We start from the raw sequence: 17,567 nt of genomic DNA on the forward strand, positions 1-17,567 counted from the left end.
TATTTTTATGACTCAATATGATGGGTATGTAACTCACATTTTTGGGATCTGTATTCTTTATAGTGTAATCGACTTAATTCCTTTTCGGATTCTATGTTGGTTACCAGCTCCATTACTCTTTTGAACTTTCCATAAAAGTGAGGAATACTGTTCGCCATATTTAATAATATATCATTAAATCCTCTGGGTTCTTTATCATAGCCAATCTGGACAGGTGGGGGAGGCTCTGGACCTTCGCCCTGCAGGTTATGAGGAATAAAACTGTCGTCTCGGAACGTCCATAATAATTCATCAAGATGTTCCGCATCGTGTTTGTTATCACAATGAACAAATACACGATGTCCTCTGATGTAGGCTTTTTCTAAAAGACGACAGGCGACCAACCATTTTGCATCGGGTTGGTCACTTGCTAACAAATAAAAATCAACGCGAATTGGCGACATGACGTATCAACTGGGTTAGTAAAGGAACTGGTCTGCCCGTAGCATTGCGTTTTTTTCCTGATACCCATGAAGTACCTGCAATATCCAAGTGCGCCCATCGATAGTGTTCAGTATATCGGGATAAGAAACATGCGGCGGTAATACTTCCGGCAGTACGATCAAAATTGGCGTTAATCATATCAGCCAGAGGGCTGTCCAATGCGTCTTGATAGGCATCGTCCAGTGGCATGCGCCAGACTTTGTCCTGACTTTCAACGGCTGCCTGTTCCAATAATTTAGCCAGCTCATCATCTTTGGTCATATAACCTGTTGATACAGAACCCAGTGCGACTATCATGGCACCGGTTAAAGTAGCAATATCAAGTACAAACTCAGGATTATAACGTTCCGCATAAGTAAGCGCGTCTGCTAAAACAAGACGACCCTCCGCATCAGTGTTAATAATCTCAACGGTTTGTCCCGACATGCTGGTAACAATATCTCCAGATTTAACTGAAGCGCCGCTCACCATATTTTCAGCACTGGCAATGAGCCCTATAACATTAACCGGTAGTTTTAAAAGAGCACACGCTTTTAATGTGCCCAAAACACTGGCTGCGCCTGACATGTCATATTTCATTTCATCCATGGCATTGGCGGGTTTGATGGATAGGCCACCTGAGTCAAAGGTAATTCCTTTACCCACTAGAATAATGGGGGCGGCATTTCCTGCTCCTTTGTATTGAATATCGATTAATCTTGGGGGTTCATCACTTCCTTGAGACACTGCAAGAAGAAGTCCCATTCCCATGGCACGCATTTCATCTGGTCCCATCACTTTGCAACTCATGTGATCAAATTGTTTTGCCAATTCGAGAGCCTGTTCGCCCAGATAAGTAGGTGTACAGATATTGGCTGGCATGTTCGCGAGATGCCGAGTCATTTCAACACCAGAAACAATGGCTTTGGCTAATTCCAACGATTTTTCGCTTGCCCCAGGCAAGTAAAAATGGATTGTTTCCAACTTGTGAGATTTTGGGTTTTTCTTTTTAAAATCGAGAAGTTGATATCTGATGTTATCAATTTGCACTATCATTTGTTCTAATTGCCACTCTGCAGATTGATTAATCAACTGTGGAAGGCAAAGTAGGGCTGATGTGAAACGTTGTTTAATCAATTCATCAGTAATTTCACCGATTCGTTTTTGCAGGACAGTCGATTTAAAATCATTTTTTTTGCCGAATTGAACAATGAGTAAACTATGTCCCTGCACATCAGATTGCCAAATGGCATCACCAGGTTCTGTGGCTCTCTGGCTCAGTTTTGTAATGATTCCATCGTGTTCCTTATCCAGATTTAGTGCATAATCTGGTAGTTCTGCATCGGAAAAAATGCCCAGTACAAGGCATTCGCTTGCCGAGAGAGAGGGGTTCTGAGTTAATCCATAATTCATAGTGAGTTCCTGTTGCCACTTAAAGAGAGTTAGTTTACCTAATCTATCCGAGCAATGAAACCAACATTTTATCGAGATTTTAGATTAAATTGCGTCCCTTGAATTATCATGGGACTATGTCTTTATGGTATCCTAAAAAGTGTAGCTGCATGCATCATCCTCATGATAGGGGTATTGAGTGATAATTTTTCGTTATTTAACCAAAGAAGTGTTTTTAACTTTAATTGCATTAACCGCAATTTTAACGTTAATTTTTATGAGCAATCAATTTGTTCAATATTTAAACCGTGCTGCTTCAGGAAATATACCTGGAGTTATTATTATGAAGTTGATGATGCTGGAAATGCCCAATTTGATGGGATTGCTTTTGCCATTAGGGTTTTATATTGCATTATTGCTGGCATACGGTCGCTTGTATGCAGAAAGTGAAATGACGGTGATGGTCGCTTGCGGTTACGGCCCGAATCAACTGCTAAAGCATAGTTTTATTATGGCTATTGTAGTAGCCATTATTGTTGCCGGAATTATGATTTGGGCAAGTCCTTTGATTGCCACAGAGCGAGCAAAACTGTTGAGATCAACTGGGATAAAAACATTAATTCAAACCATTATGCCGGGACGATTTCATGCCATAAATGGCGGTCAGCAAGTGTTTTATGTTCAATCAATGAGTCGTGATCACACGAAAGCAGAACAAGTTTTTCTTGCAAAAAATTCGGTTCAGGATGACAGGATTCAATGGGACGTACTCTGGGCTGATAAAGCATTCGCTGAAGTGGATCCAGATACTGGAGAGGAATACATTGTTTTACAAAATGGGAAAGAATATCAGGGAATACCTGGGCATGCAGATTATCAGGTAGCTCAGTTTGCCGATTACAAATCACGCTTGCCTCATCCGGTAGTACGAATTAATGAGGATATTCGTACGGCAAAAACCTTCAGTTTATTGCCATTGAATAACCCCGACCTGGAGAAAGCCGCGGAACTTCAATGGCGGTTGTCCATTCCCTTGATGGTATTAACCTTAACTTTAGTTGCAGTTCCCTTAAGTCGAGTCAGTCCTCGAACCGGTAAATATGCAAAATTACTGCCTGCTATCGTTATTTATATTTTATATGCCAATTTTATGTTTGTTGCGCGTGACGCCATAGCGTCCGGAACAATTCCTTTGTGGATAGGCATGGGGTGGATTCATCTTTTAGTGATATTCCTTGGTCTGTTTTTAATCTGGCGTAATCAGGTGAAATTGGCATAATTATGAGAATAATCGAACGATATATTGCTAAAACTGTTCTCTCTGCTATTGGTTTGGTTACGCTGATGTTGGCCGGTTTGCAGATTTTTATTTTGTTTGTTAATCAACTCGATGAATTGGGAAAGATGGACTACGGCATTTCTCAGGCCGCTGTTTTTGTATTTTTGCAAATGCCTTATCAAGTCTATCTCTTCTTTCCTATGGCCAGTTTACTTGGTTGCCTGATAGGTTTGGGCCTTATGGCCAGTCATAGTGAATTGGTCGTCATGCGAGCGGCCGGAGTTTCTATTGGACAAATTACTGCAGCAGTATTAAAAGCATCCATAGTTGTGGTTATTTTAGTTACTGCATTAGGAGAAATTTTAACGCCAATGATGTCCCATTATGCCAATGATTATAAAATGTTAGCATTAAGTGGTGGTCAAACTTTGAGGACTCCCAAGGGGATATGGTTGCGTTATGGTAATGATTTTATATCTATATCCTCGGTTCAACCCGGAAATGTATTACAGAATGTTTATCAATTCCGCTTTGACGAGCATCATAATCTGCTGTTTGCTCGTGAAATGAGAGAAGTAAAATATGCCAATTATTTCTGGATGGCTTATGACGTGAAACAAACTGAGTTTGGTTCAGAACATACTAAATCCAGTCAAATGGTCTCACTGCCTTGGGACGTGCCCGTCAAACCACAAATATTGGAAATTACGGGGTCTAATCCTGATGAAATGACCCTGCATGAATTGAATCGCTATTTACGCGAACAAAAACGTAGCCAGCAAAACGCGCAAAATTACAAGATTGCCTTTCTGCAGAGAATTATTCAACCTGTAACCACTATGGTGATGATGTTATTGGCAATTCCATTTATATTTGGTCCTCTGCGTTCTTCTACGATGGGATCCAAATTGTTGGTAGGAGCAACAGTTGGATTTGCATTCCATATCCTGAATCAATTTTTTGGACCTGTCAGTCTGGTATTTCAGTGGCCTCCAGAAATAGCGGCTTTAGGACCTACAGTTATTTTTGCCTTGATTGGATTTTATTTAATGAGGCGAGTGAAATAATGGCGGTATTCAGGCACTTGATTGAATTGTTCATTAATCCCTTTTTTCTGTGTTTCTTTTTATTAGGAATATGTACTTATTTGGTATGGTTTCGTTCTTATTCTCAGTTTGTTCGCAGAACCCTGCTTTTAGTATTTCTGACACTGACAGTAATCAGTACGGGGTGGTTACCAAGATACATGACTTATAACCTGGAATCACAGTACACGATAGTAACAAAACCGGATCCCGATGTTCGATGGGTCGTTGTGTTAAGTGGTGGCCAAACTCAGGCTGCCGGATTGCCTCCCAATGACTTATTGTCGTCGGCGAGTATGAAACGTTTGATAGAGGGCGTGAGACTCCTGAGATTATTACCAGAGGCAAAGCTGGTTTTATCAGGTGGCGGCTCTGCCGGAGATCAACCTGAAGCATTGCTTTTGGCAGAATTAGCACGATGGTTTTCCATTCCAGATCACAAAGTGGTTTTGGAAACCAAGTCCATTAACACAGCAGATCAGGCTCGAGAATTGGTATCTCTGGTTAAGAATGAGCCATTTTATTTGGTTACATCAGCCGTTCATATGCCTCGAGCTATGGCTTTATGTCAAAAGCAAGGCCTACATCCCATCGCCGCACCTACTGACTTTACTTTTTTCTGGAGTACTGACAGTTGGGGCAAATTGATTATCCCTAATGCATACAATCTGGCCTATTTTTCTATTGGCTTGCATGAAGTATTAGGAAGTCTATGGGCTTTCAAGTTTATGGGGCAATGACATGCCCCATGAACTATCCCAGGATTGAAATACTGCATGGGCAGGATCAGATTCGACAAATTTGTTCGGCTATGGCGCTATGTTCCCCTGTTGGTTGTAGTGAAGCTTCCAGTTGATTTTTAGAGTCCACAGTGCGCTCTTTACTGTGAGCTGAATGTGCAAACATGCCGTTGACGCTGGCTGCTCCTTTGTGATCATGTGGAATATGTCTTAATCCAATATGAGCAATGGGGGATTCTTGTATTGCTTTACGTAGCTCTTCGAATAATTCGACGGGTAACTTGCCTAATAAATTGTTATGGAGGAATAACTCTTTTAAATGAGGGAGTGCAAGTAATTTAAGTATGCATTGAAATTTTTTCGGATTGTGGCAGCAAGCATGAAGAGACGTCTTGTTAAGACTCAGTGAAGTGAGCGTTGGATTTTGCTCTACCTTTTTAACAAATGCGCTCCAGTGTTCTTCACTCCATTGATCCAGACGGGCATTATCTAAAACTAATTGGGAAGCTTTATTGACACTGTTTAAGAATACTGTCATTTCTTTTGATTTCATGCGCCCTAATTCATTTTTTACATAAGTCAATGTGGTATTTGATGGTAGAACTTCAACAATTTTTTTCAACTCCTCCAGATTGGCATGATGGGAAAACCCGGTTACAAAATTGCCAAATATGGTTACTTCTGGCGCGAAGACTCTGGTACAAAACAATAAGACAGTTTGTTTATCGATGGTAAGGTGAGAAATCGTATCCAGATCCGCTGTAAATCGAATAGGATCATTGGGTTTTGTTATGGTTTCATGATGAAATGTCGCGACTATTTTAGCTGGGAAGCTGTCATTAAAAAGTATTTTATCGATTGGTTCATGGGGGGCATATTGATAACATTTCGCTGTTAATGCATGGAGAAAGTTTGAACGTGTTCTTTGATCTTTACATGAACACATATACTTTACTGCAATAACGGATCCTGCTGTGCTCTCTCCTAAAAGAGTATTGGGGTGCTTATGTTTCATGTAATACAAAATGAGATCGCTTAGCGATACTAATTTATCTACTTCTTGAGTTTCGGAATAGTCTAGAAATGCTTCAATAGCTTGAGTGCACTCTTCAAAACTGTATTTGTTGAAGTTGCTTGGCATAATTCTCTCCTTGAACGCTAATGCTTTAAATCATTTAAAGTATTTTGAGAAATTAATTAAATCGTGCACGATCGCACTATTTAAAAAATTAATCGTGTCCAGACTATATTGATCTTTTATGAATATCAACCCGGATTCTTATTAAAATCAGTAGAAAGCACTTATACTGCTTGACCCGCTGCCCAACCAGAGGACCAGGCCCATTGAAAATTATAGCCACCCAACCAACCGGTTACATCCAGCGCTTCTCCGATAAAAAAAAGTCCTGGGACTTCATTCACTTCCATGGTTTTTGAAGAGAGAGCATGACAATCAACCCCTCCTATAGTGACTTCAGCAGTACGATATCCTTCTGTTCCATTAGGTTTGACTATCCATGCTTGTACCAAATGGGTTACAGATTCCAAATCTCGGTTTGAAATTTCAGACAGCTTTGTTTGTGCCAGATTTTTAGGAATGAATACTTCTACAACCCGTTTGGGTAAATAATTGGATAAGACCGAGTTCAATTGTTTCTGTGGTGTTTCTACTCGGGCTTCTTTTAAGAGTTTAAGGAGTTCTTGTTCTGGTAACAGATTAATATGGATGGTTTCACCAGGCTGCCAGTAGGACGACAGCTGTAAAATTGCGGGACCGCTTAATCCACGATGAGTAAATAATACATGTTCACGAAATTGATTGCGTTCATTTTCAACCACACTATCAACACCAATACCTGAAAGTACTGATATGCGTTCCTTATCGTGGACATCTAAAGTAAAAGGAACCAGTCCTGCACGTGTTGGCCATACTTTTATGTTAAATTGCTCAGCGACTTTGTATGCGAATGGACTGGCTCCCATAGTTGGAATTGAAAGTCCACCGCTTGCGATCACCAATGAATGGCATTGAAATGATCCCCGACTGGTATTAACTTTAAAGCGCTTATCACCTGTTTTTTGAATTTGTTCAATAGACGTATTTAAATGGATCTCGGCTTTGGCTTTTTCACATTCTAAAAGCAACATATCCACAATATCTTTTGATTTATTGTCGCAAAATAATTGTCCCAAGGTTTTTTCATGGAAAGGGATGTTATGTTTTTTTACCAGATTGATAAAATCCCATTGGGTATAACGCGATAGCGCGGATTTAAAAAAATGCGGATTGTGTGAAAAATATTTGTCTGGCTCTATGTAATAATTGGTGAAATTACAGCGTCCACCGCCGGACATTAATATTTTTTTCCCTGCTTTATTCGCATGATCCAGAACAATGACCCTACGCGAACGTTTACTGGCTTCAATGGCGCACATGAGTCCGGCGGCACCTGCACCTATAATGATGACATCTATTTCTTGCATTTAGGATAAAGCTCGTTTAATACCAGCAGATGAACCGTATGGATTTAGGTTTACTGCCAATGTGTTAAGGATTTTTTATTCAAATAAGCCGTAATCTGTATGGGTTGAGGTACCACTCTTAATTTAATGGTAGTTAAGCTTAGGCTGTACAGTTACCATCAATGGAGTACTAGTCAAATTTAATGCATAATGTATCATTTTATAATCCACGAAGCTATAAATAATACGTTCATTGTGAAGGCTTAGGCGTCCATTTGGACCGTTCTCAATAAATCCGCGAATTGTGTCATTCTGAACTCAGTAAAACCTTTCTAATTGCAGGTTCAATTCCACGCTCAGGAGATCCCTCATTACATTCGGGATGACGGCTGAGTTTCGTCATCCTGAACGTAGTGAAGGATCTCCAAATTCAGGCATGGTGTTACATTCAGGAGATCCCTCATTGCATTCGGGATGACGTTTCTCTACATTTGGGATGACGATTCCCTGCGTAATTGTGACTTTACTCTATTCAGACTGGATTATTTGATGATGGGATATTTCTGAATGGAATGGGTTTGAATGGTTGCACCCTTGGATCGGCTGATAGAGAAGTTGGCTGCTGGATTAGTTCCAACTTTTGTTGTTTTGATTTTTTTTTGATATCGCGTTCCAGCTTCATTGCTAATGGTTTATCTCCGTCAATTATCCAGCATTGGGCAATATGAAGGGGCTTAAAGCTTCGCGTATATTTACAACCTCCAGTACCATTCAGATGAGATAAAAAACGTTTTTCCAGATTATCGGTATAACCCGTGTAATAACTTTGATTTTCACAAAGAAGAATATAAACCCAATAATCTTTTTTAGACATATATCCAACCTTAATCTATCCTTTAAACAGTATGTTTGGCTTAATCAAATACTAACCTTTGAAACATGGCAGTTATCTTAGTATATCATGATGACACTGCCTATTCTCAGAGATAATACAGTTTGATTTTTTAAGCAGATTGGGTATGAAAATTACTGAAAAGGAGTTCGGCATGAATATTTCGTTTATTGGTCTTGGTAAAATGGGATCAGCAATGGTCGAGCGTCTGTTGCAAGCAGGTTATCCCGTTACAGTATTTAATAGAACCCCATCAAAAGCCTTGCCCCTTGTAAAGCTGGGTGCAAGGTATGCTGATTCGTTAATTCAAGCAGTACAAGACGCTGATGTAGTGATGAGTTGTTTGTTGAATGATCAGGCCGTTCTTGGGATGGTTAATGAGTCAGTACAACACTTTAAACCCAAGGCAATTCATGTATGTTTGTCAACAATATTACCTGATACTTCAGTAACGCTTAGGGAGTTACATGAAACGAATAACAGTAATTTCGTTTCTGCTGTGGTTTTGGGTATCCCTAAAGTAGTGCAAAAAGGTGGCGTTACTGCTTATTGTGCCGGGGCTGATAAAAACCTGGAAGTCGTTATTCCTTTGCTTAAATCGTTCTCAACTGAAGTTATTTGCCTTGGTGATAATATAAAAGCAGCAAATACATTAAAAATATGTCTAAATTATAGTCTGGCAACAGCGTTGGAGCTTATTAGCGAACTGTATGTATTTGCAGAAAAAAGTGGTCTTGATAGTGAGTTTGTTAAAATGAGTCTTCATCAGATTTATGGTCATCCCGCCTTCCAACTTTATATTGATAAAATTCTTGAACGAAATTTTGATGAAGTAAATTTTGATATGATTGGTGGAAATAAGGACATCACTATATTTCAGGAGGCTTTTGCAAGAGCAGGTGTTGTTCCTGAATTAGGAAATGTAATTAAATCCCGATTTATATCTGCATTGGCGAATGGAATGGAGCATAAAGATTGGAGTGGCATTTATGAGATCATACGAGATCAATCGGGTTTGACGGACTAAGCTCATAAGCTACTGTTTTTAATGATGATTCTAAAATGAATTTTGGTGATTGCGTCTTAACCTATAAGGGGGAGGACTTACGAATTAACGAAGAGATCGAGCTTTCTTCGTAAGTCCTGTGGGTCTGATGAGCGCAAAATCGGGCCATTCGTTTGAATTATTTAAGAATAGTTCCATCGGCACTTTTTACTATCTTGGTACCATCAGCGTTCGTTTGAACTGATGAGCCATCTGTATTGATTATCAAATTTGAACCATCAGGATTTTTTTGCATTGAAGATCCATCGGTATTTTTTATAATCTGGGTTCCATCGGATTTACTCTCAACAGAAGAGCCGTTAGCATTTGTTATCAGTTTTGAACCATCAGCATTTTCTTGAACTGAGGAGCCATCGGCATTTTTTATAATTTTTGTTCCATCCGTTTTAGTAAGAACAGATGATCCATCCGAATTGGTGATTAATTGTGAGCCGTCTGAATTACTTTGAACAGAAGATCCATCTGCATTTTTAATCAGGGAGGTAGTTGTCGAAGAATTAGTTGTATTTTCTGCATAGGCAACGGAACCAAAGGATAGAGTGATTAATAGAAAAGTAATTAATAATTTCATTTCAGATTGTTTAAAACTATTGAACATGTTCATGGTGATGACCTCTTCCGTGTTTATTCAATGATTAATTTCAATTTCATTACCAGATACTTATTGATATCTAATAATTCATCGGTGTGTTGATATGAATTTTTGTTTCACAGAATATCACACAAAATGTGTATAAAAATTATACTACAGCAACCCATTTATTTCCATTAAATGCTTAGTTAATTCCTTGAAACCGTGAATTACATAGAACAATATGTGTATTGCTGCCATAATATGTCAGCATAAGAATTAGATGAAGGTAGGACCATTGTCCCGTACAGACCGCTTATTTGAGTTGATCCAGATTTTGCGCCGGCATCGATATCCGGTAAGCGGAGCAATTCTGGCCGCCGAGTTAGGTATAAGCCTAAGAACCCTCTATCGCGATATTGCAACCTTACAGACACAAGGAGCCAGCATTGATGGGGAACCAGGATTAGGTTATGTGTTACGTCCCGGATTTATGTTACCCCCCTTAATGTTTTCTGAGGAAGAAATCGAAGCTTTGGTTCTTGGTTCACGATGGGTTGCCAAACGTACTGACAGTCAGTTAAGTTCGGCAGCAAAGAACGCCTTGGCCAAAATAGCTGCCGTACTTCCTGATGACTTACGGCATCATCTGGATGCTTCAGGGTTATTAGTCGGTCCGGCAAATACCATTGCAGCGGGTGATGAAGAGTTAGCGACGATAAGAAAGGTGATACGAGGAGAGCGAAAATTATTAATCTCGTACAAAGATAATCACGAGAACTTGAGCGAGCGAATTATCTGGCCCTTTGCTTTAGGATTTTTTGAGCAGGTTCGCATCGTCGTTGCCTGGTGTGAGCTTCGTCAGGAGTTTCGCCATTTTCGCACGGATAGGATAATCAAGTTAAGCAAGTTGGATATTCGCTATCCTGCCAGGCGTCAGGCCTTATTGAAAAAATGGCGTGAACTTCAAGGTATTCCTGTTCAATAACTTTCCAATCACTACTGACACATTCTGTCATGAATAGCCTGTACACTGGTCTCCTTTCAGGAATTATTAACAATGCCTTTGGTCTAGACCATTAAGTTAATTATATTGGCTATTTTGGTAGCCCGAATTAGCGAAGCGTAATACGGGGAAATAATGGAGTGTGTTGCCACTTCGATCCTGTATTACGCTTCGCTAATACAGGCTACGAAGGGTGTAGATTATTTATTTTCGTAGCCCGTATTAGCGGAGCGTCATACGGGGAAATAATGGAGTGTGTTGCCACTTCGATCCTGTATTACGCTTCGCTAATACAGGCTACGAAGGGTGTAGATTATTTATTTTCGTAGCCCGGCTACGAAGGGTGTAGATTATTTATTTTCGTAGCCCGTATTAGCGGAGCGTAATACGGGGAAATAATGGAGTGTGTTGCCACTTCGATCCTGTATTACGCTTCGCTAATACAGGCTGCTAAGGCTTAACTTAATGGCTGTGGGCGGGCTATTAACAGGAGTGTTTTTCATGTTTCAAAATTGGCTGGCAGTAGCTTCTGCAGAGCATGTACGCCGTGGTCGTGAATCAGGGTTTATGCAGGTTTGTCATGGAAAGAAAGCACCATTAAAGCGCATTCAACCAGGTGACACCATTATATATTACTCACCCACAGTCAGTTTTGGTGGAACAGATAAACTTCAGGCGTTTACCGCAATAGGAACAGTAAAAAATGGAGAGGCATATCAGGTTGATATGGGCGATGGATTCTGTCCATTTAGACGGGATGTAGCCTGGTGTAATGCTACTGAAGCGTTCATTTCCGCCTATCTTGACGAACTTGAATTGACCAGGGGAAAGCGTAATTGGGGGTATCCACTTCGTTTTGGATTGTTATTAATCAGTGAGCACGATGCGAAGCTGATTGCACAGGCAATGAATGTTGTGATTAATCTTTAAGTCATGACATTGGGCAATGGTATTTATTATTTTTTATTATTAGGAATATGATGATGTACACAGAACCGAGAAGAGTAGAAGTTGATGGGTTTAATGTAGCTGGGTTGAGTGTTCGCACCATAAACGGTGATGAGTTCAACCCGAATAAGGCCAGGTTGCCTTTACTTTGGGAGCAGTTTTTTTCTTCCGGAATTGCTGAAACAATTCCCGGTCGTTTAAATAAGGCATCAGTTTTCGGGGTGTATTCTCATTATGATTCTGATGAAAACGGATATTACACAGTAACTGCAGGCCTGGACAGTACAAACCTGAGCAATGTATTGGATTTAAGTCAGGTTGAGATACAGAAGGGAAGTTATCTTGTTTTTGAAGCTCAAGGTGCTTTCCCTGAAATTGTCGTTCAGACCTGGGAGCGTATTTGGGTTTATTTTCGGGATAATAAGGTTCATAAACGAGCCTTTCAAAGTGATTTTGAACAGTATTCTGGGCCAAATCAAATTGCAATTTACATAGGCATTTGCACGAAATAGAACTAAGGATGATACTTCAAGAAGATTGTGTCGTCTGAATTTGATCTTTCCCTGTTTAGGACTAATACTTAGTGCACAGGGAAAAATAATCTCAATAGATGGAATAAATTATGAATGAACTCGACATTTTGAAATTATTTTATGATGAGATGAAAGAGAAAAGTGTGACGCGCGATAAGGTCTTTCTGAGTATAGAACAAGATGCTGTTGATAAATTATCTCAAAAGTTGGGAACTCCACTGACCATGGAGTATGTTCATAAATTAACCGACATTTGTATCGCAAACGAATGGCTAGAACGTACTACCGCTGACATTCATTATAAGTATTTGTCTCTGACAGAAGCCGGTTTACAGATGGTTATACTCAGCGAATACAGTAAAGCGCGCTAATTTTTTAACTTAAAAGATCACAATCTTAGAGAAATTAAGTTAAAGAGTGTCATTCAAGGGTATAATCTTTAGGCAAAACTCGGTAAAATAGATCACTTTATTCTTTTTTTTGTTGCCACTATGCCAAAACGAACTGATATTAAATCCATCCTGATTCTTGGAGCGGGTCCAATTGTTATTGGACAAGCATGCGAGTTTGATTACTCCGGTACTCAAGCAGTACGTGCATTGAAGGAAGAGGGGTACCGGGTGATATTGGTTAATTCTAATCCAGCAACCATTATGACGGATCCTGAACTCGCTGATGCAACCTATATAGAGCCAGTTCGCTGGAAAGAAGTTGAAAAAATAATTGAAAAAGAACGCCCTGACGCTTTATTGCCCACTATGGGAGGGCAAACTGCATTGAATTGTGCTCTGGATTTGGTTAGAGAAGGGGTTTTGGCCAAATACTCTGTTGAAATGATTGGCGCTACAAGAGAAGCAATAGACAAAGCGGAGGATAGAGAAAAATTTCGTCAGTTGATGATCAAAATAGGTCTGGATATGCCTCGTTCCGCTATTGCTCATAGCTTGGAAGAAGCCATTCAGGTTCAGGCACGATTAGGATTCCCTGCTATTATTCGTCCTTCATTTACCATGGGCGGCAGTGGTGGAGGGATAGCTTATAATCGTGAAGAATTTGAAGAAATCTGTACCCGAGGTCTGGAGCTTTCTCCAACTCATGAGCTGTTGATCGATGAATCAGTTCTGGGTTGGAAAGAATATGAAATGGAAGTGGTTCGCGATAAAAATGACAATTGCATTATTGTTTGTACTATAGAAAATCTGGATCCCATGGGGGTTCATACTGGAGATTCAATTACGGTCGCTCCAGCTCAAACACTAACCGATAAAGAATATCAGCGCATGAGGGATGCCGCGATAAAAGTATTGAGAGCAGTAGGTGTCGATACCGGTGGCTCTAATGTGCAATTTGCGATCAATCCAGAAGATGGACGTATGCTTGTTGTAGAAATGAACCCGAGGGTATCGCGAAGTTCTGCCCTGGCTTCGAAGGCAACTGGTTTTCCAATCGCCAAGGTGGCCGCGAAATTAGCGGTTGGTTATACCCTGGATGAATTAAAGAATGAAATTACTGGTGGTAAAACTCCAGCTTCTTTCGAGCCGAGTATTGATTATGTAGTCACTAAAATTCCGCGATTTAATTTTGATAAATTTCCGCAAACCCCAAATACCTTAACTACTCAGATGAAATCTGTGGGTGAAGTGATGGCAATAGGCTCCAATTTTCAGGAATCGTTACAAAAAGCGATTCGTGGCCTGGAAATTGGACGATGTGGCTTACATTCTCTGTTCCAAAAAGGGGATATGGCTCGATTGAGAGGACATTTGCGTGAACCTACTCCTGACCGACTCTGGTATATAGCAGATGCCTTCCGACAAAATCTGTCTCTGGAAGAGATTCATATGGAAAGTCGCGTTGATCCCTGGTTTTTGGCACAGATCGAAGAGCTTGTACAACTAGAGCGTTTGGTTTTTGGGAAATCCATTCATGAGTTGGATAAAGCGACCATTAGATTATTAAAGCATCGTGGTTTTGCTGATGCATACCTGGCCAAATTAATGTATTGCACCGAGGCTCAGGTTCGAGCGCGTCGAATTGAATTAGGAGTGATTCCTGTCTATAAACGCATCGACTCGTGTGCCGGTGAATTTCCCAGCGATACCGCCTATTTATATTCGTGCTATGCCGGCAGTTGTGAAGCGCGCCCAGAGAGCGATAAGAAAAAAATCATGATTCTGGGGGGCGGACCAAATCGTATCGGTCAAGGTATAGAATTTGATTATTGTTGTGTGCATGCTGCCATGGCGTTAAGGGATGCAGGTTATCAAACAATTATGGTTAATTGTAATCCTGAAACAGTATCAACGGATTTTGACACATCAGATCGTTTGTATTTTGAGCCTGTAACACTTGAGGATGTGCTGTCCATAGTTGAAGTGGAACAGCCTGATGGTGTTGTTGTGCACTATGGCGGACAAACTCCTTTAAAATTGGCCAGAGATCTTGAAGCAAATGGAGTGACAATTATTGGTACATCTCCTGACGCTATTGATATGGCCGAAGACCGAGAGCGTTTTCAACAACTCGTTACGGAATTGAAGCTGCATCAACCTGATAATGGCACTGTACGAAGCGAAGCGGAAGCGATTGATCTGGCTAATCGTATTGGTTACCCATTAGTTGTACGGCCGTCTTATGTTCTTGGCGGTAGGGCTATGGAAATTGTCTATCAGGAAGAAGATCTCCGTTATTATCTCTCACATGCTGTTGCTGTTTCTAATGATTCACCCGTTTTACTCGATAAGTTCTTAAATGATGCCATAGAGGTTGATATTGATGCGATCTGTGATGGAAAAGAGGTATTAATTGGCGCCATCATGGAACATATAGAGCAGGCTGGTATTCATTCAGGTGATTCTGCCTGTACTTTGCCCCCGTTTAGCCTGAGCGTAGTAGTACAGCAGGATTTAATGGAACAAATGCGGCAAATGGCTTTAAAATTAGGGGTGGTTGGTTTGATCAATGCCCAGTTTGCGATTCAGGCGGATGATATTTATGTTTTGGAAGTAAATCCTCGTGCTTCAAGAACAGTCCCTTTTGTTTCCAAAGCCACAGGTTTGCCCTTAGCTAAAATTGCGGCACTGTGCAAAGTAGGTATTAGCCTGAAGGACCAAGGGTTAACGCAAAATCATCACATGCCTTCTTTTTATTCAATTAAATTGCCCGTTTTTCCATTTATAAAATTTTCAGGAGTTGATTCCATACTGGGTCCAGAAATGAAATCAACTGGCGAAGTGATGGGTATTGCCAAGCGTTTTGGTCAGGCTTATGCTAAAGCTCAGTTGGGAGCAGGTTGTAATATAGCCAAGAGACGACGTGCTTTTGTTTCTGTTCGTGATGCGGATAAAACCCGCGTGGGGGAGATAGCTAAAAGATTAATTGAACTGGGTTTTGAAATTATTGCCACACGCGGTACGGCTTTGGCACTACAAGCAGCCGGCGTAGACTGCAGGCGTGTCTTTAAAGTAGCCGAAGGCAGGCCGCATGTGCTGGATTTTATAAAGAATAATGAAATTGATTTTATTGTGAATACGACTGAAGGCAAGCAAGCGATTGCGGATTCATTTGCTATTCGACGCAATGCGTTACAGCATAAGGTTAGTTATACTACGACATTATCAGGAGCCGAGGCTGCTTGCCTGGCGATGAAATATGAAGATAGGGAAACAGTAACTCGATTACAGGATTTACATTAGAGGTGGATATGAGTAAACATCCTATGACAGTACAAGGTGCAGAAGCACTTAAAGAAGAATTACAACGCTTAAAGTTCGTTGATCGCCCTCGTATCGTTGAGGCTATCGCTACCGCACGAGCCCATGGTGATTTAAAGGAAAATGCGGAATATCATGCTGCCCGAGAACAGCAAAGTTTTAATGAGGGACGAATTCAAGATCTAGAAGCTAAATTATCTCATGCGCAGATTATTGATATCAGTAAGTTACCCAATAATGGGAAAGTTGTATTTGGGGCTACAGTGACTGTATGCCATCTGGCAACTGATGCTGAATTAACCTATCAAATAGTTGGCGAAGATGAGGCCGATATTAAGCTAAATAAAATATCCTACAGTTCACCAATTGGTCGTGCTTTGATTGGTAAAGAGTTGGATGATACGGTGACTGTTAATACTCCCGGCGGTATGGTGGACTATGAGATTATTGATGTTAAGTATTGTTAGTCTACGATGACAGCAACATGTTTGATTCAATGTTAATAATCGTTTAGGGATTTATATAAAAATCCTGAGTCATCGTGCATTTTTATAAATTGCGCCAATCAGATTTGGATTATGAAATCCCCAATCCATTTGAGTACAAGGATTGGGGATAAATTACAGGTTTATTCAGGAATATCAACGATTCAAATCATTTCATGTGTTCGACATACAATCTAAAGTTACTTATTGAAACCAGGCTCCATTTCATGATGTCGATCTCACTTTATTTGAATCTAAACTGGTTATCCTCCCGGTTGCTTAAGTCGTTTACTAAATCCGAAACGGTCTTAATGCCTTGTTTGGTATAAAGGTCGCTTTTTTGTAAAAATTTACATATTGATTGACCTAACTCACCATTCTTCAAGGCACCTAAATGAGGAGTTAAGTTAACTCGTTCTCCATTTAAAGCAGCTTTTAATGCTTCTACCGCGGCAAATTTTTGCGTTTTACTGTAACCAAAACCAAGGCAAAAAAAGGTTACTTTATATTCTGGATTAGGTCCCTTAAAATTTGCTCTTTTAGTTTTGTAGTCATCGAGAATGTCAATGAATTCTGACAGAGTTGCTGCTTTATATTGTGAATAGTCTGCCTTGACTTGTTTAAGTACTTTATCCATAGAGGCATTTATCACATTCTTCCAGTTAATAGAATGGTCGCTTTCTTGTGGAACAGTTGGTTGAGGAGAGCGTGACGGATGCTCTTCTATTACAGGAATTGGCGCCACTCGTTGCTCCACTCTGGGCTCAACTTTGGGCTCAATTCTTGGTTCAACCTTTTGCTCAACTCTGGGCTCAACTTTGGGCTCAACTTTGGGCTCAACTTTGGGCTCAACTTTAGATTCAACTCTTAGCTCAACCTTTTGCTCAACCTTTTGCTCAACTCTGGGCTCAACTCTGGGCTCAACTCTGGGT

General features: G+C 40.4%; 17 protein-coding genes. 10 read left to right on the forward strand and 7 right to left on the reverse strand.

Annotated elements, in window-relative coordinates:
- Positions 1-5: 5 nt before the first annotated feature.
- Both IZU94_RS11155 and IZU94_RS11160 read right to left on the reverse strand, forming a co-directional pair.
- Positions 6-443, reverse strand: a complete 438-nt coding sequence (locus tag IZU94_RS11155) for a DNA polymerase III subunit chi (RefSeq protein ID WP_203110641.1) — start codon at positions 441-443, stop codon at positions 6-8.
- The gene (locus IZU94_RS11160) at positions 424-1,875 is read right to left on the reverse strand and encodes a leucyl aminopeptidase (protein ID WP_203110642.1); all 1,452 of its coding nucleotides are present in this window, start codon (positions 1,873-1,875) and stop codon (positions 424-426) included. The genes IZU94_RS11155 and IZU94_RS11160 overlap by 20 nt, the downstream gene beginning before the upstream one ends.
- A 178-nt stretch (positions 1,876-2,053) precedes the next feature.
- Here IZU94_RS11160 and lptF point away from each other — a divergent pair, with 178 nt between their 5' ends.
- From lptF to IZU94_RS11175, 3 genes are read left to right on the forward strand one after another with little or no spacing between them, the layout of a single operon-like run.
- Complete coding sequence (gene lptF / locus IZU94_RS11165; protein WP_203110644.1) at positions 2,054-3,133, forward strand: LPS export ABC transporter permease LptF; 1,080 nt, start codon at positions 2,054-2,056, stop codon at positions 3,131-3,133.
- 2 nt (positions 3,134-3,135) lie between these two features.
- Positions 3,136-4,200 carry an LPS export ABC transporter permease LptG gene (gene lptG, locus IZU94_RS11170; protein WP_238400404.1) on the forward strand — a complete coding sequence of 355 codons (1,065 nt, stop codon included), beginning with the start codon at positions 3,136-3,138 and terminating at the stop codon, positions 4,198-4,200.
- Complete coding sequence (locus tag IZU94_RS11175; protein ID WP_203110646.1) at positions 4,200-4,958, forward strand: YdcF family protein; 759 nt, start codon at positions 4,200-4,202, stop codon at positions 4,956-4,958. The genes lptG and IZU94_RS11175 overlap by 1 nt, the downstream gene beginning before the upstream one ends.
- A gap of 46 nt (positions 4,959-5,004) precedes the next feature.
- On the opposite strand, the gene IZU94_RS11180 is transcribed toward IZU94_RS11175, so the two are convergent.
- From IZU94_RS11180 to IZU94_RS11190, 3 genes are all read right to left on the reverse strand, one after another.
- Positions 5,005-6,099 (reverse strand): hypothetical protein, encoded by a 1,095-nt coding sequence (locus IZU94_RS11180; RefSeq protein ID WP_203110648.1) that lies wholly within the window; start codon positions 6,097-6,099, stop codon positions 5,005-5,007.
- A gap of 161 nt (positions 6,100-6,260) precedes the next feature.
- Positions 6,261-7,442 carry a BaiN/RdsA family NAD(P)/FAD-dependent oxidoreductase gene (locus IZU94_RS11185; protein ID WP_203110650.1) on the reverse strand — a complete coding sequence of 394 codons (1,182 nt, stop codon included), beginning with the start codon at positions 7,440-7,442 and terminating at the stop codon, positions 6,261-6,263.
- A gap of 511 nt (positions 7,443-7,953) precedes the next feature.
- Positions 7,954-8,295 (reverse strand): GIY-YIG nuclease family protein, encoded by a 342-nt coding sequence (locus IZU94_RS11190; RefSeq protein ID WP_203110652.1) that lies wholly within the window; start codon positions 8,293-8,295, stop codon positions 7,954-7,956.
- A 145-nt stretch (positions 8,296-8,440) separates the two neighbouring features.
- Here IZU94_RS11190 and IZU94_RS11195 point away from each other — a divergent pair, with 145 nt between their 5' ends.
- Complete coding sequence (locus IZU94_RS11195) at positions 8,441-9,340, forward strand: NAD(P)-dependent oxidoreductase (RefSeq protein WP_255541655.1); 900 nt, start codon at positions 8,441-8,443, stop codon at positions 9,338-9,340.
- Between the two features lie 157 nt (positions 9,341-9,497).
- Here the strand turns inward: IZU94_RS11195 and IZU94_RS11200 are convergent, their stop codons facing one another.
- Positions 9,498-9,983, reverse strand: coding sequence for a hypothetical protein (locus tag IZU94_RS11200; protein WP_203110656.1), 486 nt, complete (start codon positions 9,981-9,983; stop codon positions 9,498-9,500).
- Positions 9,984-10,233: 250 nt separating this feature from the next.
- On the opposite strand from IZU94_RS11200, the gene IZU94_RS11205 reads away from it, so the two are divergent.
- The 6 genes from IZU94_RS11205 to greA all read left to right on the forward strand — a co-directional run bounded on the left by IZU94_RS11205 (position 10,234) and on the right by greA (position 16,617).
- Positions 10,234-10,938, forward strand: a complete 705-nt coding sequence (locus IZU94_RS11205; protein ID WP_238400403.1) for a helix-turn-helix transcriptional regulator — start codon at positions 10,234-10,236, stop codon at positions 10,936-10,938.
- Positions 10,939-11,457: 519 nt separating this feature from the next.
- Complete coding sequence (locus IZU94_RS11210; RefSeq protein ID WP_203110660.1) at positions 11,458-11,886, forward strand: EVE domain-containing protein; 429 nt, start codon at positions 11,458-11,460, stop codon at positions 11,884-11,886.
- A 47-nt stretch (positions 11,887-11,933) separates the two neighbouring features.
- The gene (locus tag IZU94_RS11215) at positions 11,934-12,416 is read left to right on the forward strand and encodes a GyrI-like domain-containing protein (protein ID WP_203113952.1); all 483 of its coding nucleotides are present in this window, start codon (positions 11,934-11,936) and stop codon (positions 12,414-12,416) included.
- Positions 12,417-12,526: 110 nt separating this feature from the next.
- Positions 12,527-12,808 carry a hypothetical protein gene (locus IZU94_RS11220; RefSeq protein WP_203110665.1) on the forward strand — a complete coding sequence of 94 codons (282 nt, stop codon included), beginning with the start codon at positions 12,527-12,529 and terminating at the stop codon, positions 12,806-12,808.
- 120 nt (positions 12,809-12,928) lie between these two features.
- Positions 12,929-16,132 carry a carbamoyl-phosphate synthase large subunit gene (carB, locus tag IZU94_RS11225; RefSeq protein ID WP_203110669.1) on the forward strand — a complete coding sequence of 1,068 codons (3,204 nt, stop codon included), beginning with the start codon at positions 12,929-12,931 and terminating at the stop codon, positions 16,130-16,132.
- An 8-nt stretch (positions 16,133-16,140) separates the two neighbouring features.
- Positions 16,141-16,617 (forward strand): transcription elongation factor GreA, encoded by a 477-nt coding sequence (gene greA, locus IZU94_RS11230; protein ID WP_058474415.1) that lies wholly within the window; start codon positions 16,141-16,143, stop codon positions 16,615-16,617.
- A gap of 262 nt (positions 16,618-16,879) precedes the next feature.
- On the opposite strand, the gene IZU94_RS11235 is transcribed toward greA, so the two are convergent.
- Positions 16,880-17,567: hypothetical protein (locus tag IZU94_RS11235; protein WP_439649230.1), on the reverse strand; the 688-nt coding region annotated here is incomplete at its 5' end.

Source organism: Legionella bononiensis, from assembly GCF_016786215.1.
Taxonomy (GTDB): domain Bacteria; phylum Pseudomonadota; class Gammaproteobacteria; order Legionellales; family Legionellaceae; genus Legionella; species Legionella bononiensis.